The organism is Halobium salinum, from assembly GCF_026586625.1.
Lineage (GTDB): Archaea > Halobacteriota > Halobacteria > Halobacteriales > Haloferacaceae > Halobium > Halobium salinum.
On the sequence record NZ_JAODIW010000006.1, the window covers coordinates 1,221,457 to 1,237,263 of the forward strand.

Below are 15,807 nucleotides of genomic sequence, written 5' to 3' on the forward strand. Positions count from 1 at the left end.
CGGGACGGACCGGGACCGGACATTGGCGGGTTGTCGTTCCACGACGTGGTACGGAGGGTTCGGTCCCGACTCGGTCCGAGAGGGACGACCGAGGAGTAGCGCTCCGCAACCACTAAACGCGCTTCACCCCTCGCTTCGACAATGACCGACTGGACGGAGAAGTACCGCCCCTCGACGCTCTCCGAGGTCCGCGGGAACGACAAAGCCCGCGACGCCTTCGCCGAGTGGGCGCGCTCGTGGGACGACCACCGGAAGGCCGTCATCCTCCACGGGAGACCGGGCGTCGGGAAGACGAGCGCGGCCCACGCGCTCGCCGCCGACATGGGGTGGGAGACGGTCGAACTCAACGCCTCCGACCAGCGCACCGCCGACGTCATCGAGCGGTTCGCCGGCCGCGCGGCCAAGAACACCACCCTCGCCGGCGCCGCGGCCGGACCGGGTGACGGCGCCGACGGGCCCGGCCGCCAGCTCGTGATTCTGGACGAGGCCGACAACATCCACGGCAACTACGACCGCGGCGGCGCACAGGCCATCACGCGCCTCGTGAAGGAGGCCGGCCAGCCCATCGTCCTCATCGCCAACGAGTTCTACGACATGTCCCGGGGCCTGCGCAACGCCTGCGAGGACATCGAGTTCCGCGACGTGTCCGCGCGCTCCATCGTCCCCGTCCTGCGCGACCTCTGTCGCCGCGAGGGCATCGAGTACGACTCGGACGCGCTCCAGCGCATCGCCGACATGAACAACGGCGACCTGCGCGGGGCCGTCAACGACCTGCAGGCGGTGGCGGAGGGGAAAGACCGCCTCACCGAGGAGGACGTGGTCACCGGGGGCCGTGACGACACGGTCGACATCTGGACGTTCCTCGACGCGGTGCTCAAAGAGAAGGGCGCACAGGAGGCGCTGTACACCGCCTACGACGTGGACGAGACGCCGGACGACCTCACCCGGTGGATAGAGGACAAGGTGTCGATGCTGTACGAGGGGCCGGAACTCGCCCGCGCCTACGACGCGCTCGCGAACGCCGACAAGTGGCTCGGCCGCGTGATGGCCACCCAGAACTACTCCTACTGGCGCTACGCGACGGACAACCTCGCCGCCGGCGTCGCCGCCGCCCGCGACGGTACCTCCGGTGGGTGGACCCAGTACGGCGGCCCGCCGCAGTTCTGGCCCTCCTCGGACAAGACCGCCGACTACGTCGTGCGGAAGCTCGCGGAACGGAGCGGCACGAGCATGGCGACCGCCCGCCGCGAACTGCTCCCTTTCCTCTCGGCGATGACCCACCACTGCAAGCCGCGCGAACTCACCGTCGCGATGGCCGCCGCCTACGAGTTCGAGGCGGAACACGTCGCCTTCGTCACCGGCAGCGGCGAGTCGACGAACAAGGTGCAGGACATCGTCGAGGACGCCCAAGAGCTACGCGACGAACTGATGGAAGAGCACTCCGGCGGCGCGTTCGTGGGTGCGACGCGGTCGGTCGACGAGGGCGAAGAGGACGGGGCGGGCGCGGGCGGCACCGTCGAGGCCGAGGCGCCGACCGACGAGACGGACGCCGAGGCTGTCGAGGCCGGCGAAGCGACCGCGGACGCCGCCGAGACCGGCGACGAGGGGGACGACGGACAGATGAGCTTCAGCGACTTCTGACCTCGGCGCGGCAAGTAGACTTACGCCCGAACCGTTCGAAGCGACGGTCGAGCGGCCGTCGGCCCCCGTGGCCGTCGAATCGACCGATGGTCCCGAACACCCACGACAACCCACAGCGACGGCCACCCCGACCCACCCATGACACGAATCGGCTACACCCTCTCCAGCGAAGAGTTCGGACCGAACGAACTGGTCGACAACGCGGCCCGCGCCGAGGAGGTGGGCTTCGAGTTCCTCTCCATCTCCGACCACTTCCACCCGTGGACGCGCACGCAGGGGGAGTCCCCGTTCGTCTGGGGCACCCTCGGCGGCGTCGCGCAGGCCACCGACGAGGTACCCGTCGGCGTCGGCGTCGCGGCCCCCGCGTTCCGGCTCGGCCCGGCACTCTACGCGCAGGCGGCGGCGACGGCGGCGACGATGTTCGAGGGCCGGAAGTTCCACTTCGGCGTCGGCACCGGCGAGGACCTGAACGAGCACGTGTTCGGCCACCGCTGGCCGAACTACGAGGAGCGGATGGACCGCACGCGCGAGGCCGTGGAGGTCATCCGCAAGCTCTGGCAGGGGACGAACGTCACCCACCGCGGCGAGCATTTCACGGTCGAGAACGCGACCATCTTCACGAAGCCGGACGACCCGGAGATGCTCCCGAACGTCTGCATCTCGGCGTTCGGCGAGCAGGCGGCGGAGGCGGCCGCCGAGTTCGGCGACGGGTTCTGGACGACCGGCCCGTCGGGCGACTTGCTCGACGTCTACGAGGAGGCCGGCGGCGCCGACGGGCCGAAGATCACCCAGCTCTCGGTCTGCTACGCCGACACGGAGGACGAGGCGGTGTCGACGATGTACGAACACTGGCCCCAGAGCTTCCTTCCAGGCGAGCTGAACCAGCTCCTCCCGACTCCGAAGCACTTCGAGCAGGCCTGCGAGATGGTGAGCGAGGACGACGTTCGGGAGTCGAGCACCCCGACGACGCCCGACGCGGACGAACACATCGACGGCATCCAGCAGGCCATCGACGCCGGGTTCGACCACGTGTACGTCCACCAGGTCGGCCCCGACCAGGAGTCCTTCTTCGAGTTCTACGAGGAGGAGGTGCTGCCCTCGTTCTCGGAGTGAGGTGCCGGACGCCTCCGGCTCCCCGTCCCGACGCGGAGCGTTCCCACCCGCCGGGAACCGGCGCGCGCCGATATACGCCGTCGAACCGTACCATCCGACGGTGACACACGATGCGACTCCGCACGGTCGGCGCCGTCCTCGGCGCCCTCCTCCTCGTCCTCGCGGCCGCGGTCGGGGGGCTCTATCTCTTCGTCGACTGGCGAATCGAGGACAGTTACTACAGCAGCTACCACTACGACGTCTCGCTCTCGACCAACGAGACGCTCGAGAACGTCACGCTGTACCTCCCGGTTCCGATGGAGAACGGGACGCCGCTCGTCGCGAACGCGACGCTCGCGGCCGACGAGCCCTACCCCTGGCTGGAGACGCGGGTGAACGCGACCCACGCGGCGAGCGTCGTCGACACCGAACAGGGGCCGATGCTGGCCGTCGAGGCTGCCGAGCTCATCGCCCCCGAACGGTACGCCGTCCACTACTTCGACGAGGACGGGAATCTGGAGCGCTGGGAGGTCGTCGACGCCGAGAACCGCCCCGCCGCCTCGTCTACGGTCCGCGTGCGACCGTTCCCGACGACCTACGAGCTGAGCGTCTCCCTGACGGTCGACGAACGCATCGACACGCGCGACCCCGTCGCCAACGCGGCGACGCTCTCCCCCCGCGGCGCGGCCGAAGCGGTCGCCTGTGAGGGGCCGTCCGTGAGCGACGTGGAGCGATGCTTCGCCGTCCGGAGCCTCGTCTACGCCGAGTACGAGGCGAGCGACGCGGCCGTCGTCGACCTCCGGGTGGAGTTCTCCGGCTGGAACGAGTACGGCTTCGGCCTCTACAACAGCTACAACGAGTACGACGAACGCTTCGGAGCGGCCTACCGCGGCGGTCAAGACGGCTGGCTCCCCCTCGACGGCGAGCGACGCACCGGTGTCGGCAACTACCGCGATGGCTCGCTCTTCGGTTCCTCGGAGACGACGAACGCGGCCCGCACGCGCCTTTTTGTCACACCCGCACCAACCGGCGAGCCATGCGCGCCGCGGTCCTGAGAGAGTACGGCGAACCGCTCGAAATCGAGGAGGTCCCCGAACCGACGCTCGAACCCCACGGCGTCGTCGTCGACGTCGAAGCCTGCGGAATCTGCCGGAGCGACTGGCACGCCTGGCAGGGCCACGGGGAGTGGGCCGGCGACGACGTGCCGCGAGGGCAGATTCTGGGCCACGAGCCGGCCGGTACGGTCGTCGAGGTGGGCGACCGAGTCGAGACGGTCCGGGAGGGCGACCGCGTCGCCCTGCCGTTCAACCTCGGCGACGGCGCCTGTCCGCTGTGTCGCACCGGACACGGCAACGTCTGTCTGAACGGGCGGGCGCTCGGCTTCGGCCCCGAAGCGCCGGGGGCGTTCGCCGAGCGCGTCCACCTCCCGTGGGCCGACCACAACGCGATGGCCCTGCCCGAGGGGGTCGCCGCCCGCGACGTGGCGACGGTCGGCTGTCGAGTCATGACGGCGTACCACGCGTTGGTCCACAGGACGGGGTTCCACCCCGGGAACTGGGTCGCCGTCCACGGCTGTGGCGGCGTCGGCCTCTCGGCGGTCCACCTCGCAGACGCGCTGGGCGCCCGAGTCGTCGCCGTCGACGTTCGCGAGTCGGCGCTCTCTCGGGCTCGAGACCTCGGCGCCGACGCCGTCGTCGACGGCCGGGAGACCGACGTGGTCCGCGAAATCAAGGGCATCACGGACGGCGGCGCCCACGTCTCGATGGACGCGCTGGGGCGGGCAGAGACCTGCCGGAACTCCGTCCGCTGTCTCCGAATTCGCGGCGAACACGTCCAGGTCGGGCTGACGACCGACGCCGAGAAGGGCGAGGTGTCGCTTCCGGTCGACACGCTGGCGATGGCGGAACGCTCCTTCCACGGTTCGCGCGGGATGCCACCCTCGCGCTACGACGAACTGTTCGGTATGTTGGAGGCCGGAGCCATCGACCCCGGTCGGCTCGTCGGTCGGGAGGTGTCGCTCTCGGCGGTCCCCGAGCGGCTGGCGGGGATGACGAACTACGAGACCGAGGGCGTCGAGGTCGTCACCGACTTCGGGGGGTAGTCGACGCGTGCTCTCCACATCCGCTTCACGCGCGCTCCGCAACGGAACGGTCGCCTTCGCCGTCTCGACGGTGACTACGTTCGCCGTCGGCCGTGAGCGCCGACTCGCCCTCCGAACCGGCGCGCTCACGGGCGGGTCGACCGCGCTGGCGACGTATCTCGCGAGCCGGTGGCTCGGCGGGAGAAACTGACTGCGGCGCGTCGCCCTCGAGACAGCAAGCAGGCGTTCGGTCCCGACGCGGGAGCGAACACCCACCTACCGTTCGGAACGCCGACCACCGTTCGGCGGAAACCCCCTGCCCAGAGGGGGCTCGACATTCCGAGATGTCCACGCGACGAGCGCGCGGACGCGATGGGGTACGCGACCGGCTGTGAAGTACTTTGTCGCAGAATCGGCCGGAGCGAGTCGCTACGCGCCGCTCAGGACGTCTCTCGGAGCAGAAACACCCGCCGAAGCGGGTGCCGGAATGCCGCAACCCGAAACCGTCCTCTGGGCAGGGAAGCGAATCGGGTTGCGCCCACACGTCGCTACGCTAGCATTATAACAGTGCTGATTATTCACTTGACATGAGGCCGGTTGAGCGGGCCGAATCCATCCCCGGGTCGGTCACTCGGCGGACTCGTGGACCTTCTCACCCCGATGGAGTCGCGAGGCGATGGTGAACGTCTGTTCGCGTTCCCGACGCGTCGGGGAGTGCGCCGCGAGGTAGCGGGCGGCCGCGACGAGGAGGGTTCGACGCTCCTCGGGGTCCGCCCGGCGGTCGACCTGCGAGAACGCCGCTTCGAGCGCCTGGTAGGTGTGGAAGCCGGCGTCCTCCCGGAGCAGTCCCTCGCCGAGTCGCTCGCGAAGACGGGCCGGGTCGCCGCCGGCGTCGAGGTAGTGGCCGGCGAGTCGTCCCGCGTCGTTCACCTCACCCTCCACGTCGAACGTCGCGAGGAGGTCGTCGAGGAGCGCGTCGGGGTCGGCGTCGGCCGGCCCCTCGGCCGGGAGGTCCGCGGGCGGCGTGTTGAGGAACCGGTCGAGGTAGACGTTGGCGGCGGCGTCGAACACGCCGCGGTAGAGTTCGGTCGCGTCGGTGCGCTCGGCGAGCCGGTGGACTGCGTTGGCGTACGTAAACGTGTGGTGGACGGTGTTCCAGTCGGAGAACTCGTTCACCGTCGAGAAGCGCGCGACGCGGGTGCCGGCCGCGAAGGCCACCGCGGCGGCGAGCTGTTCGACGGTCGCCCCGTCCCGAATCGCACCTTCGAGGGCGTCGACGACGCGTTCGGGGTCGTCGGCGAGGAGGGTCTCGGTGAACTCGTCGGGTTCGGTCCACTCGCTGTTCTCGCCCTCCTCCCCGAGGGCGTCCAGCCGGTCGAACGACTCCGCCAGCATCGCCGCGAGGTCGACGGGTTGGCGCCACGAGGAGCGCTCCTCGGCGCGGTCGGCGCTCGCGAGCCCCTCGACGAGCGACGGGAGGACGGCCTCGGCGTGGTCCCAGCCGATCAGGTCGAGCGCCTCGCAGGCCTTGTTCACGAAGTCGAGGGTGTGGCCCGTGTCGAGGTAGCGGTGGTCGGTGCCGGCGGCGACGAGCAGTTCGGCGAGCTCGGCGTCCGAACGGCCCGAGGCGATGGCGGTCCGCAGGCAGCGTTCCGCGCCGTCGGCGTCGCGCACCTCGACCGTCTCGCGGAACCAGGACTTCAGGCGCGCGAACGGAATGTCGCGGGCGGCGAACGCCTCCTGGTCGAACTTCGGGGGCTGGTCCGCACAGTCGCTCGCGACGTGGACGTGGCCGTGGTACAGCGCCCGCTTGCGGTCCGCGGGCCGGAGGTCGGGGAGGACGTTCGCGAGCAGGGTGAGGATGGTGAGTCCCGAGGACCAGCCACCCTCGCGATACCGGGTCCCGAACAGCACGCTCGTCTCGACCTGTTCTTCGGCTCCGACGCCGGCGTCGAGCAGGCCGATGGCGGACTTCGCGAGGACGAGCCGGAGGTTGCGTTCGAGGCCGTCCTCCAGCCGTTCGGCCCAGTGGACGGCGGGCGGCTCCGTTCGGACCGGCTCGGGTTTCACGTAGACGACGCCGTCGCGCACCTCGACGGGGTAGGTCGGCACGTCGTCGGCCCACGGGTCGAACGTGTCGCCACAGGAGAGTTCGAAGCGCGCGTGGTGCCAGTGACAGGTGAGAACCCCGTCGTCGACGGTCCCCTCCGTGAGGGGGAACCCCATGTGCGGACAGCGGTTGTCGACGGCGCGCACCTCGCCTTCGTGGTGGAACAGTGCGATGGCGTGTCCGCCGCGGGTCAGGAGTCTCCGCCCCTCGGCTTCGAGGTCGGGGAGCGGGAGGGCCTCGACGAACGTCGTCTCTTCCCCGTCCCCCCGGCCCTCGGTTCCCGCCGCCGGTTCGTTCGGTGTGTCTGCCATGCCACGAGGTACCGAACGACGGGATAAAACGCTTCGCGGAACGGCGTTTTTGTTGGAAATTTGCCTCTTAATCGCGACACTTATTGCCGACCGAGGACCTACCTCCCCTAACGTGTCCGAGACACTGACCGTCTGCGTCGACCCGCACGTCCACTCCGAGGCGTCGTACGACGCGACAGACCCCGTCGAGCTGATCCTCGAACAGGCCGCGGAGATCGGCCTCGACGCCGTCGTCGTCACGGACCACGACGTGCTCCACGAATCGCTCCGCGCCGCCGAGTTGGCGTCCGAGTACGGGCTCGTCGGGATTCCGGGCGTCGAGGTGTCGACCGCCGACGGCCACCTGCTCGCGGTCGGCGTCGAGGAGATGCCGCCGCGCCGGCGCCCGCTCGACGAGACCGTCGCGTGGGTCCGCGACCGCGGCGGCGTCGCCATCGTCCCGCACCCGTTCCAGCGTTCCCGCCACGGTGTGCGAAAGCGTCCGCTCGCCGACTGCGACGTGGACGCCATCGAGGTGTACAACTCGTGGCTGTTCACCGGGTACAAGAACCGCCGCGCGCGGCGCTTCGCCGACAAGCACGGCTACCCGGGCGTCGCCGGCAGCGACGCCCACCACGTGCCGAGCATCGGGCGGGCGTTCACCGAAATCGAGGTCGAGGGCGTCTCGCGGGCCGAGTTGACCGCCGACGTGCTCCTCGACGCCATCCGCGAGGGCGACACCGCCGTACAGGGTCGGCGCCAGCCTATCCCCGTCTCGGCGCACCACTACGGCGTCGGCGCGGCCCGCAAGAGCGGCTACTACGCGAAGGCCGGCGCAATCAGGAGCGCGTACTACGCGAAGACCGGCGCCATCACCAGCGCCTACTACGCCAAGAAGGGCGGTCTCCGCAGTGCGTACTACGCGAAGACGGGCGCGCTGCGCGGGGCGACGGGGATGTTCCGGACGATGCAGTCGCTGTACCGGCGGACGCCGCTGTCGCGGTAGTCTGTCTGAGATTGCGACTGCAAACTATACGTCAGAGTTCTCGACGATACTCCGGTACTGGGTCATAGTCTGTCTCCGGCAACCGTACTCCATAGAAGTCACCTCTAATTTTTGAACGCTTTTCGAGTGGACCGGTTCCTGTGGGAGGGTCAGTATACGGCAACTCGCCAGTTGCTATTGAGTCAATGATTACATCAGATATTCTCAGTCCGGCGAGCGCGCTCTCGATGGCGCATTCGTGGTCACTGTAACTTACGAAATCATCCGGTGACAAACTGAATCTCTCCTCGTTAATTCCATACGAAACAAGACTGTATACGTTTCCATACATGTAACATAAGAACATCAGACGACCGACCTCACCGGTGTGCATCCGTTTCAGTTCCTCTTGAGTTATGTGCCCTCTCTTCTGTTCAAAATATTCGATACTATCAACCTCAGCTGAGATGGCGTTCAGTAGATTGAGACCGGATTGCGATTTTGGGTTGATCGCATGATCCGGAGGATACTGAACATTCATCAGTTCAAAAATAGCTTTGGTACTTCGCTCTATTGAACGCTGAGCATCAACAAATCTAGTACTATGACTTGTACCTCGTTCCTCTCCTGTGGATTTCAGAGCCGAGTCGAGTCTTGATTCAGCTATCTCAAACTCGTTCTGCGCTTTCCGAACCAGACTATTATCGAAATCATTCCTGATGTGCATAGTCTACTTATATGAGCCAATGATGTAAATTCGGTTTATATTTTCAGCTTGGTGTCTATGTGCTGAGAACAGCAGTTTTGATATTCAGTAGCCCGCGGCTCGGAATGGATAGTGTGAGGAAAGGAACAGCCGAAAAATCGGCTCGGATTACGCTTCGGCGGCCTGGCTCTGCTTCTTGCGCGTGACGTAGCCGGCGATGCGGTTACGGACGCCCTTGGACTCGACGTTGGTGAGCTCGTTGACGTTCTGCTTGTTGGTCTCGAAGTCGGTGTTGAACGCCTCCGGGTAGCGCTCCAGCAGGAGGTTCCCCATCTGCTTGACGTACTTGGGTTTGATAGCCATGCGGGAAGATTCCGTAGAGACGCACTAAAACGATTCGTTCCGTCGCCATTGGGGCGTGGCGCCTTTCGTGGTCTCTTCAGGCCTGCTGACGGTTCCGTGGTGTTCCTCGAAAGCCCCCGGACGCTCGCCGTCGCTCGCGGGAACGCAGACGGGACTGCTCGCCAGCGCGCGCTCAACGTTCACCCCCTGCTCTCGCGCCGCTCCCGCCACCCCGTCACCTCGCCCAGCGTCTCGAACGCCTCGCGCTCCTCGGGGCCGCCACACTTCCCGACGGTCTCGGCGAAGTAGGCGAGGCGGTCGAGCAGTTCGTCGGTGTCGTAGGCGGGCACGTCCAGTCTGGAGGCCGCGACGGTGGCGTCGACGACGGCGTAGAACCCCCGGTTGATGGTGAGGGGTCGCTCCGCGAGCACCGCGCTCTCGACGGGGTGCAGCGCCCACTCGACCCACTCGGTGCCGTCGTCCGAGGCGCCACCTTCCACGCCCGCGTCGAGGCGCTCGACTTCGACTTCGACCCACGCGTCCGCGCTCGGGAGTATTGGCCCCTCTTCCTCCCGAATCGTGAGCGCGGCGTCGACGAACTCCCGGGGGTCGGTGACGAACTGCACGACGCCGCTCCCTCGGCGCTCGAAGTTCCGGCGGGTGCGGGTTCGACCCCATGTCGTCGCCGTGACGGGAGCGTCCGCGTCGTCGGGCGCGTGCAGTCCCAGCGCGGCGGCGTTCCACAGTTCGTTCGGCCCGAGCGTCGTCACGACCGACTCGGTGACACCCCGGAGGGAAACGGGCCACCCCTCGGCCGTCTCCGTCTCGTGTCCGTCGTCACCCATTAGACGGTGACCCCGCGCTCCAGCGCGACGAACAGCGCCGCGGCGACGGCGTCGGCGGTCGTCCCCGGGTTCACGCCGTCGGCGGCGAACTCCTCGGCGAGCGCCTCGGCGGCGTCGAGGTCGATGCGCTCCACGGGCGGCTCCGTGGACTGGGGGTCGCCACCCACCTCTCGCGCCCGACGCCGGACCTCGCGGGCGCGCTCCGGGCCGTGCTGGGTCGCGACGAGCGTGTCCAACTCGGCGTCGTCGGCGAGCAGGTCGACGAACGCCCGGGCGGCGCGGTCGAGCACCGGCCCCTCGTCGGCGCCTATCGACTCCGCCGCGCGAAACGTCCGGGGGAACCCGGAGACCCACTCGCGGGCGTTCCCGTCGCCCGAGGAGCCGTCCCCGCGCTCGACGGCCAACTCCATCACGTCGTAGAGGGTCACCCCCCGCTCCCGGACGGCGGACACCGCGTCGCTCCCGTGGCGCACGTCGAGGTCGGGGGCGTCCGCGGGCGGGTCGCCGACCGCGACCGCGACGTGGTCGAACGCGCGGTAGAAGTCCGCCGCGTCCTCGACGGTGGTCCCCTCGACGACGTCGGTGACGCCCGCCGGGGAGAGGTCGCCCGCCGCGGCCGCTCGGACGAGCGGGACGAGCAGGAGGAGACAGCCGAACTGCGTGTTGCCGCCGGACTGCTGGCTCATCCCGTCCACGGCGCGTTCGAACGCCTCGCCGACCGGCGCTCCGCCGGCGGCGCGTCGGAGTCCCCGACCCGACCCGACGCCCCCGGCGAGGAACTGCTCGAACCGGAGGTCGTCGAGGTCACGCCGGCGGTCGACGTTCCCCGGCTTCGGCGTTCCGGCGACCTCGAGCAGGAGCGCGAGTTGGGCGTGGTCGGCGGGCGAGTACCCCGGCCGCGGGTGGTCGAGCGGGAGGGAACGGCTGAACTCCCGGACCGACCCGTCGCGGTCGTCACTCACGGCGTCACCTCCCCGTTCTCGACTCGGCGCTCGGCGGCCCACTCGTCGGCGGCCGCCCGGACCCGGCGGAGCACGGTCGGGTCGTCGCTCGGCCGACCGACGCTCACCGCGTCGGCGCCGTAATCGAGATACTCCCGGACCGTCTCGCGGTCGCGGACGCCGTTGTTGGCGACTACGACGGCGTCGGGCGCGGCGTCGACCACGTCGGCGACGACGGCCTCCGAGTCCATCGCGTCGACGTGGAGGACGTCGGCGCCGGCGTCGACCAGTCGGGGAGCGAGCGTCGGGAGGTCGACCCCCTCGACCTCGGCGCGGAGCTTCACGCTCGTCGTCGCGCCGGCGTCTCCCGCGGCGGCGACGTACCGACGGAGACGCTCGGTGTCGCGAAGGAGCGTCTCGCCGCAACCGGCCGCACACAGCTCCTCCTGTCGGCAGTGGGCGTTCACCTCCAGGACGGCGCCGTAGTCCGCACAGACGCCGGCGACCTCTCGAATCGGCGCGAGGGTCGCGCTGCGGACGTTGACGCCGACGACCGGGGGCGCATCGGGGGCGTCGGCGAGGGTCGCGAGCTGTCGGTCGACGAACGCCGTCGGGTCGTCGGGGAGGAACTCGTTCCGACCGCGAGCGACGAGCGCTCGGGCGGCCGCCCTGGCGTCGGCGTCGAGCGCGATTCCGCCGAGGAACGCGGCGCCGACGTGGGGCGCGGCGGCGCGTGCCCACGACGCGTCGGACTCGCCGCTGAGGCTCGCGACGGCGACGCGCGGGTCGAAGCGAGCGTGGAGGTCGGCGTCGACCGTGAGCCGGTCCGGCGGGCCGCTCATTCGGCCACCCCCGTCACCTCGGCCGGGTCGGCGCCGGTCGCCCCGACGCGTTCGAACGCCTCCTCGACCGCCCGGGTGACGCGCTCGGCGTCGGCCGCGTCGTCGATTCGGGTGTCGGTGCGGACGACGGGGCGGTCGAGGTCGGTGCCGTCCTCGTCGTCGAGGACGAACGCGTCGGCGAAGGGGTACGCGTCGGCGACGCCCGCAGTGCTCGGCTCGTAGCCGACGCCCGCCATCAACGCCGCGGCGGGGCCCGAGAAGACCTCGTCCTCGACGAACGGGGAGACGGCGACGACGGGCGTCCGCTCCAGCGCCTCCTCGACTCCCCACACCGACAGCATCGGTCCGATGCTCGTCACGGGATTCGAGGGGCCGACGACGACCCGGTCGTCGAGGGCGTCGAGCACCGCGGGGGTCGGGCTAGCCTGCTGGTGTCCGCGGAACTCCACGTCCTCGACGGTCGGCTCGGCCCGGCGGGCGACCCAGAACTCCTGGAAGTGCATCGTCCCCTCGTCGGTGTGGACCATCGTCGCGACGGGGTCGTTCGACATCGGCAGGAGCGCGAACGCGAGGTCGAACGCGTCGGCGAGGAGTCGAGTCACCTCCGTGAGACTGTACCCCTCGTCGAGCAGGCCCGTCCGGGTGACGTGGACGGCGCGGTCGCGGTCGCCCAACTCCATGAACTCGGCGACGCCGGAGAAGCGTCGCCATTGACTTATCTCACGGCCCGTCACCTGCTGTTCGGCGGGGAGGTAGCGCGGGCCGGCGTCGAGGCCGGCGGCCTCGGCGAGTCGGTGGAGTTCGTCGTCGGTCTCGGTCGTGTCGTTCTCGATGCCCCACCACCGCTCGCGGTCGAGCACGCCGCCGCCGTAGAACAGGACGGTGTCGAGGTCCGGACAGACGAGCACCCCGCCGAGTTCGACGTCGTCGCCGGTGTTGCCGACGACGGTCACGGACTCGGGGTCGAAGACCGAGAGCGCCCCGTCGAGGAGCTTCGGGGTCCCGGTTCCGCCGGCGAGGAACGTAACCATGTCAGGACACGTTAGTACGGTCGCGTCTTGTATCTGCCCCTCTCACGGCACCGACCGGCCGGTCAGCGGGGTCGAGCGGGGCCGAGCCGACCGGCTGGGAGGGCGAGCGGGCCAAACCAGGGCCGACCCGGGTGGTCGAGCGGTCGGCGGTCGACCCGACTACCGCCGCATGAACTCGGAGAGCTTGTCCTTCAGACTGCTGTCGGGGCCGAGCTTGAGGTAGTAGGCGTCGCCGCCGTCCTCGTAGTAGCTGTCGATGCGGCGCTTGACCTCGAATCCGATGTGCTCGTAGAACTCCAAGGCGGACTCGTTGGTCGTGCGGGCGTGACAGGTGACGGTGCGGTGGTCCTTCGCGACTTCGGCGACGAGGCGTTCGCCGTACCCCTCGCCGCGTCGTTCCGGGTGGACCGCGAGAAAGAGGATGTAGCCGTCGCGGCGGACGGAGGCGAACCCGACGAGGGCGTCCTCCTCGAACAGCAGGTGGGTGGTCGACCGGCGATAGGCGTCCATGAAGAATCGTCGCTGCTGCTTGAGGACCCCCTCGCTTCGCCGGATGCGCTCTTTCAACTCCCACGCCTCGGTAGCGTGGTCGTCCGCACCCGGCTCGTCGACCCGGTTCTCGACGTTGACGCTCACTACCACGCACGTAACACGGAGAGGAATATAACTCCACCGTCGGCTCAGGCGAGCGCCAGCGAGCCTGGGCCGGAGCGCACGAATCGGAGAGAGAGAGAGAGCTCCCGAGCCAGTGACCCAGCCGATTGTCTCCGTCCGCCGAGCGTAACCGACTTGTCCCACGCCACGAAACCCGACGTCGTGCCGTACTCGTTGCGCGACCACACCGCAGACGTCGGGGTCGAAGCGACCGGTTCGGACCTCGACGAGCTGTTCGCGGGCGTCGCGAACGGCCTGACCGCCTGTATGTGCGAGTCGGTGCCGGACGACGGCGACCGGTTCGCCGTCGAGGTGACCGCCGAGGGGCTGGAGGCCGCGCTGTTCGACTACCTCGACCAGCTCATCTACGAACGGGACGTTCGAGACGTGCTCCCGGTCGACCACGAGGCGACGGTCACCGAGGACCCGGCGACCGGCGAGTGGACCGTCGCGGCGAGCGCGCGCGGCGTCCCTCTGTCGGCGGTCGTGGCCCGCGAAATCAAGGCCGTCACTTACTCGGAGATGACCGTTGAGGAGACCGACGACGGGTGGCGCGCCTACGTCGTCTTCGACGTCTGAGGCCGGACGCTCGCCGAGTGTCCGTCCTCGCGAGAGATGTTGACGGCTGTCCGATTCCGCGGTCGAAATCCGCGTCGTTCCGGACGGGTTCTCAGTTCCCGAGAACGGACGTCGTCGACTTATTACTCCGGTTCCGAGTTACGGCTATGAGACGACCCCTGACCGCGAGCCTCGCCCTCGTTGGGTTGCTCGCGACCGCGGGCCTCGCGAGCGCCCACGTGAAGTACGTGACTCCGGGGGCCGACCCGGTCGCCGTCGCCGAGTTCCTCGCGACGGCGCTGTCGGACCCGTTCAACCTGTTCGTCCTCGGCTCCGGCGGCGTGGTCGTCGGCCTGACCGTCGCCGCCTACCTCAAGGTCCGGCCCCTCCGCCGCGACGTGAACCTCTTCCGCGAGTCGCTTGCGGGGTACGAGGACCTCCTCCCGTGGCTGCTCCGACTCTCGCTCGGACTCCCGCTCGTCGGCGCCGGCTTCTCGGGATACCTGTTCTCTCCCGCTGTCGAACCGGCGAACGCCGTCTTCGTCAGACTGTTCGGCATCACGGTCGGGTTCCTGTTGCTGTTCGGACTGGCGACGCGGTTCGTCGCCGCCGTGGGCCTCCTCGTGTACGTCGTCGGTCTCGTGGTGAACCCCGCGCTCCTGCTCGCCGTCGAGTACTTGCCGGGATTTCTGGCGGTGCTTCTCGTCGGTCCGGGCCGCCCGAGCGCCGACGACGTGCTCGCGACCCTCGCGGCCGACCACTCGACGGTGTACTCCCGGTTCGACCTCGCCTACCACGAGGTCGCCGAGCCGTTCGCCGCGCGAGTGGCGCCGTATCGCGACTACGTCCCGACGGTGGTCCGCGTCGGCCTCGGGGTCGCCTTCCTCTACCTCGGAATCAGCCAGAAGCTGATGAACCCCGGCGAGGCGCTCGCCGTCGTCGAGAAGTACGGGCTGACGGGCGTCGTCCCCGTGGCCCCCGAGCTGTGGGTCGTCGGCGCCGGCCTCACCGAGGCGCTCGTCGGCACCCTCCTCGTCGTCGGGGCGTTCGTCCGGGCCTCGTCGCTCGTCGCCTTTCTCCTCTTCACGACGACGCTGTTCGGCCTCCCGGACGACCCGGTCGTCGCGCACATCTCGCTGTTCGGGCTCGTCTCGGCACTGCTCGTGACGGGCGCCGGCCCGCTCTCGGTCGACGCGTGGCTCTCGGAGCACGAGACCGGGGGTGAGAAGGCGACCGGGGGAGAGGCCGCCGATCGCTCCGTCAGTCGCGTCGCCGACGACTGACGACCGTCCGCGTCTGCCTCACGACCTTCCTGCCGCCGGCGACGCCGAACAGGAACCCCGAGAGGAAGAGCAACTCGTTGCCCTCGTAGAACCCGGTGAGCACGCTGTCGACGACACCGGTCACGGACGCCGGCACGGCGAGTCCGAGGACGAACAGGCCGAGCGCGAGGAGCGCCGCGAGCCCGGCGAGCCAGCTGGTGAGCCGACCGGCGAGGTAGCCGACGACGAACACGACGAGGAGGGCGAGGAGGTCCACACGTCCCGTAGCCGCTCGGGAGGCATATACTGTCTCCCGTCGACCGTCGCCCCGTGTCGTCGTCGAGTACCGGTCGACCCCCCGTCGTCTCGGACGACCCTCCGGCCGTCGATACACTCGCGGTCGCCGACGCGAGAGGGGACGCTATTTG

The 15,807-nt window shown here is 69.2% G+C and carries 17 protein-coding genes; 8 read left to right on the forward strand and 9 right to left on the reverse strand.

What is annotated here, in order from left to right:
* Nucleotides 1–141 precede the first annotated feature (141 nt).
* The 5 genes from N5095_RS09550 (at nucleotide 142) to N5095_RS09570 (ending at nucleotide 5,024) form a co-directional block, all read left to right on the forward strand.
* Nucleotides 142–1,641, forward strand: a complete 1,500-nt coding sequence (locus N5095_RS09550; protein ID WP_267622544.1) for a replication factor C large subunit — start codon at nucleotides 142–144, stop codon at nucleotides 1,639–1,641.
* A gap of 138 nt (nucleotides 1,642–1,779) precedes the next feature.
* The gene (locus N5095_RS09555) at nucleotides 1,780–2,754 is read left to right on the forward strand and encodes a TIGR03557 family F420-dependent LLM class oxidoreductase (protein ID WP_267622545.1); all 975 of its coding nucleotides are present in this window, start codon (nucleotides 1,780–1,782) and stop codon (nucleotides 2,752–2,754) included.
* 110 nt (nucleotides 2,755–2,864) lie between these two features.
* Entirely contained in the window at nucleotides 2,865–3,788 is a 924-nt protein-coding gene (locus N5095_RS09560) for a hypothetical protein (RefSeq protein WP_267622546.1), read from the forward strand.
* Nucleotides 3,770–4,834: a zinc-dependent alcohol dehydrogenase family protein gene (locus tag N5095_RS09565; RefSeq protein WP_267622547.1), complete on the forward strand. Its 1,065-nt coding sequence runs from the start codon at nucleotides 3,770–3,772 to the stop codon at nucleotides 4,832–4,834. Before N5095_RS09560 ends, N5095_RS09565 begins: the two co-directional genes overlap by 19 nt.
* A gap of 7 nt (nucleotides 4,835–4,841) precedes the next feature.
* Complete coding sequence (locus N5095_RS09570) at nucleotides 4,842–5,024, forward strand: hypothetical protein (RefSeq protein WP_267622548.1); 183 nt, start codon at nucleotides 4,842–4,844, stop codon at nucleotides 5,022–5,024.
* 416 nt (nucleotides 5,025–5,440) lie between these two features.
* Here N5095_RS09570 and N5095_RS09575 read toward each other — a convergent pair whose 3' ends face one another.
* A complete protein-coding gene (locus tag N5095_RS09575) occupies nucleotides 5,441–7,234 on the reverse strand; it encodes a Rieske (2Fe-2S) protein (RefSeq protein ID WP_267622549.1) in 1,794 nt (597 codons plus the stop codon).
* Between the two features lie 112 nt (nucleotides 7,235–7,346).
* Between N5095_RS09575 and N5095_RS09580 the strand changes: the two genes are divergently transcribed.
* Nucleotides 7,347–8,219 carry a PHP domain-containing protein gene (locus tag N5095_RS09580; protein ID WP_267622550.1) on the forward strand — a complete coding sequence of 291 codons (873 nt, stop codon included), beginning with the start codon at nucleotides 7,347–7,349 and terminating at the stop codon, nucleotides 8,217–8,219.
* A 31-nt stretch (nucleotides 8,220–8,250) separates the two neighbouring features.
* Here N5095_RS09580 and N5095_RS09585 read toward each other — a convergent pair whose 3' ends face one another.
* The 7 genes from N5095_RS09585 to N5095_RS09615 form a co-directional block, all read right to left on the reverse strand.
* Nucleotides 8,251–8,925 carry a hypothetical protein gene (locus N5095_RS09585; RefSeq protein ID WP_267622551.1) on the reverse strand — a complete coding sequence of 225 codons (675 nt, stop codon included), beginning with the start codon at nucleotides 8,923–8,925 and terminating at the stop codon, nucleotides 8,251–8,253.
* 147 nt (nucleotides 8,926–9,072) lie between these two features.
* Nucleotides 9,073–9,267, reverse strand: coding sequence for a 30S ribosomal protein S17e (locus N5095_RS09590; protein WP_267622552.1), 195 nt, complete (start codon nucleotides 9,265–9,267; stop codon nucleotides 9,073–9,075).
* Nucleotides 9,268–9,446: 179 nt separating this feature from the next.
* Nucleotides 9,447–10,091, reverse strand: a complete 645-nt coding sequence (locus N5095_RS09595; protein WP_267622553.1) for a DUF447 domain-containing protein — start codon at nucleotides 10,089–10,091, stop codon at nucleotides 9,447–9,449.
* The gene (locus N5095_RS09600) at nucleotides 10,091–10,948 is read right to left on the reverse strand and encodes a triphosphoribosyl-dephospho-CoA synthase (RefSeq protein WP_390203051.1); all 858 of its coding nucleotides are present in this window, start codon (nucleotides 10,946–10,948) and stop codon (nucleotides 10,091–10,093) included. Before N5095_RS09600 ends, N5095_RS09595 begins: the two co-directional genes overlap by 1 nt.
* A gap of 101 nt (nucleotides 10,949–11,049) precedes the next feature.
* The gene (locus N5095_RS09605) at nucleotides 11,050–11,874 is read right to left on the reverse strand and encodes a beta/alpha barrel domain-containing protein (protein WP_267622555.1); all 825 of its coding nucleotides are present in this window, start codon (nucleotides 11,872–11,874) and stop codon (nucleotides 11,050–11,052) included.
* Nucleotides 11,871–12,905, reverse strand: a complete 1,035-nt coding sequence (gene cofD, locus N5095_RS09610; RefSeq protein WP_267622556.1) for a 2-phospho-L-lactate transferase — start codon at nucleotides 12,903–12,905, stop codon at nucleotides 11,871–11,873. The genes N5095_RS09605 and cofD overlap by 4 nt, the downstream gene beginning before the upstream one ends.
* 159 nt (nucleotides 12,906–13,064) lie before the next feature.
* Nucleotides 13,065–13,541: a GNAT family N-acetyltransferase gene (locus N5095_RS09615; protein ID WP_267622557.1), complete on the reverse strand. Its 477-nt coding sequence runs from the start codon at nucleotides 13,539–13,541 to the stop codon at nucleotides 13,065–13,067.
* 180 nt (nucleotides 13,542–13,721) lie between these two features.
* Here N5095_RS09615 and N5095_RS09620 point away from each other — a divergent pair, with 180 nt between their 5' ends.
* Together N5095_RS09620 and N5095_RS09625 are read left to right on the forward strand one after the other, a co-directional pair.
* A complete protein-coding gene (locus N5095_RS09620; protein ID WP_267622558.1) occupies nucleotides 13,722–14,138 on the forward strand; it encodes an archease in 417 nt (138 codons plus the stop codon).
* A gap of 146 nt (nucleotides 14,139–14,284) precedes the next feature.
* The gene (locus tag N5095_RS09625) at nucleotides 14,285–15,400 is read left to right on the forward strand and encodes a DoxX family protein (protein WP_267622559.1); all 1,116 of its coding nucleotides are present in this window, start codon (nucleotides 14,285–14,287) and stop codon (nucleotides 15,398–15,400) included.
* Here N5095_RS09625 and N5095_RS09630 read toward each other — a convergent pair.
* Nucleotides 15,378–15,656 (reverse strand): hypothetical protein, encoded by a 279-nt coding sequence (locus N5095_RS09630; RefSeq protein ID WP_267622560.1) that lies wholly within the window; start codon nucleotides 15,654–15,656, stop codon nucleotides 15,378–15,380. The two genes, N5095_RS09625 and N5095_RS09630, sit on opposite strands and share 23 nt — an antisense overlap.
* Between the last annotated feature and the right edge of the window lie 151 nt (nucleotides 15,657–15,807).

What these genes read in the sequence shown, in the direction of transcription:
- N5095_RS09550 (WP_267622544.1), top strand. Translation starts at nt 142, where the DNA reads ATGACCGACTGGACGGAGAAGTACCGCCCCTCGACGCTCTCCGAGGTC.
- N5095_RS09555 (WP_267622545.1), top strand. Translation starts at nt 1,780, where the DNA reads ATGACACGAATCGGCTACACCCTCTCCAGCGAAGAGTTCGGACCGAAC.
- N5095_RS09560 (WP_267622546.1), top strand. Translation starts at nt 2,865, where the DNA reads ATGCGACTCCGCACGGTCGGCGCCGTCCTCGGCGCCCTCCTCCTCGTC.
- N5095_RS09565 (WP_267622547.1), top strand. Translation starts at nt 3,770, where the DNA reads ATGCGCGCCGCGGTCCTGAGAGAGTACGGCGAACCGCTCGAAATCGAG.
- N5095_RS09575 (WP_267622549.1), bottom strand. Translation starts at nt 7,234, where the DNA reads ATGGCAGACACACCGAACGAACCGGCGGCGGGAACCGAGGGCCGGGGG.
- N5095_RS09585 (WP_267622551.1), bottom strand. Translation starts at nt 8,925, where the DNA reads ATGCACATCAGGAATGATTTCGATAATAGTCTGGTTCGGAAAGCGCAG.
- N5095_RS09590 (WP_267622552.1), bottom strand. Translation starts at nt 9,267, where the DNA reads ATGGCTATCAAACCCAAGTACGTCAAGCAGATGGGGAACCTCCTGCTG.
- N5095_RS09595 (WP_267622553.1), bottom strand. Translation starts at nt 10,091, where the DNA reads ATGGGTGACGACGGACACGAGACGGAGACGGCCGAGGGGTGGCCCGTT.
- N5095_RS09605 (WP_267622555.1), bottom strand. Translation starts at nt 11,874, where the DNA reads ATGAGCGGCCCGCCGGACCGGCTCACGGTCGACGCCGACCTCCACGCT.
- cofD (WP_267622556.1), bottom strand. Translation starts at nt 12,905, where the DNA reads ATGGTTACGTTCCTCGCCGGCGGAACCGGGACCCCGAAGCTCCTCGAC.
- N5095_RS09625 (WP_267622559.1), top strand. Translation starts at nt 14,285, where the DNA reads ATGAGACGACCCCTGACCGCGAGCCTCGCCCTCGTTGGGTTGCTCGCG.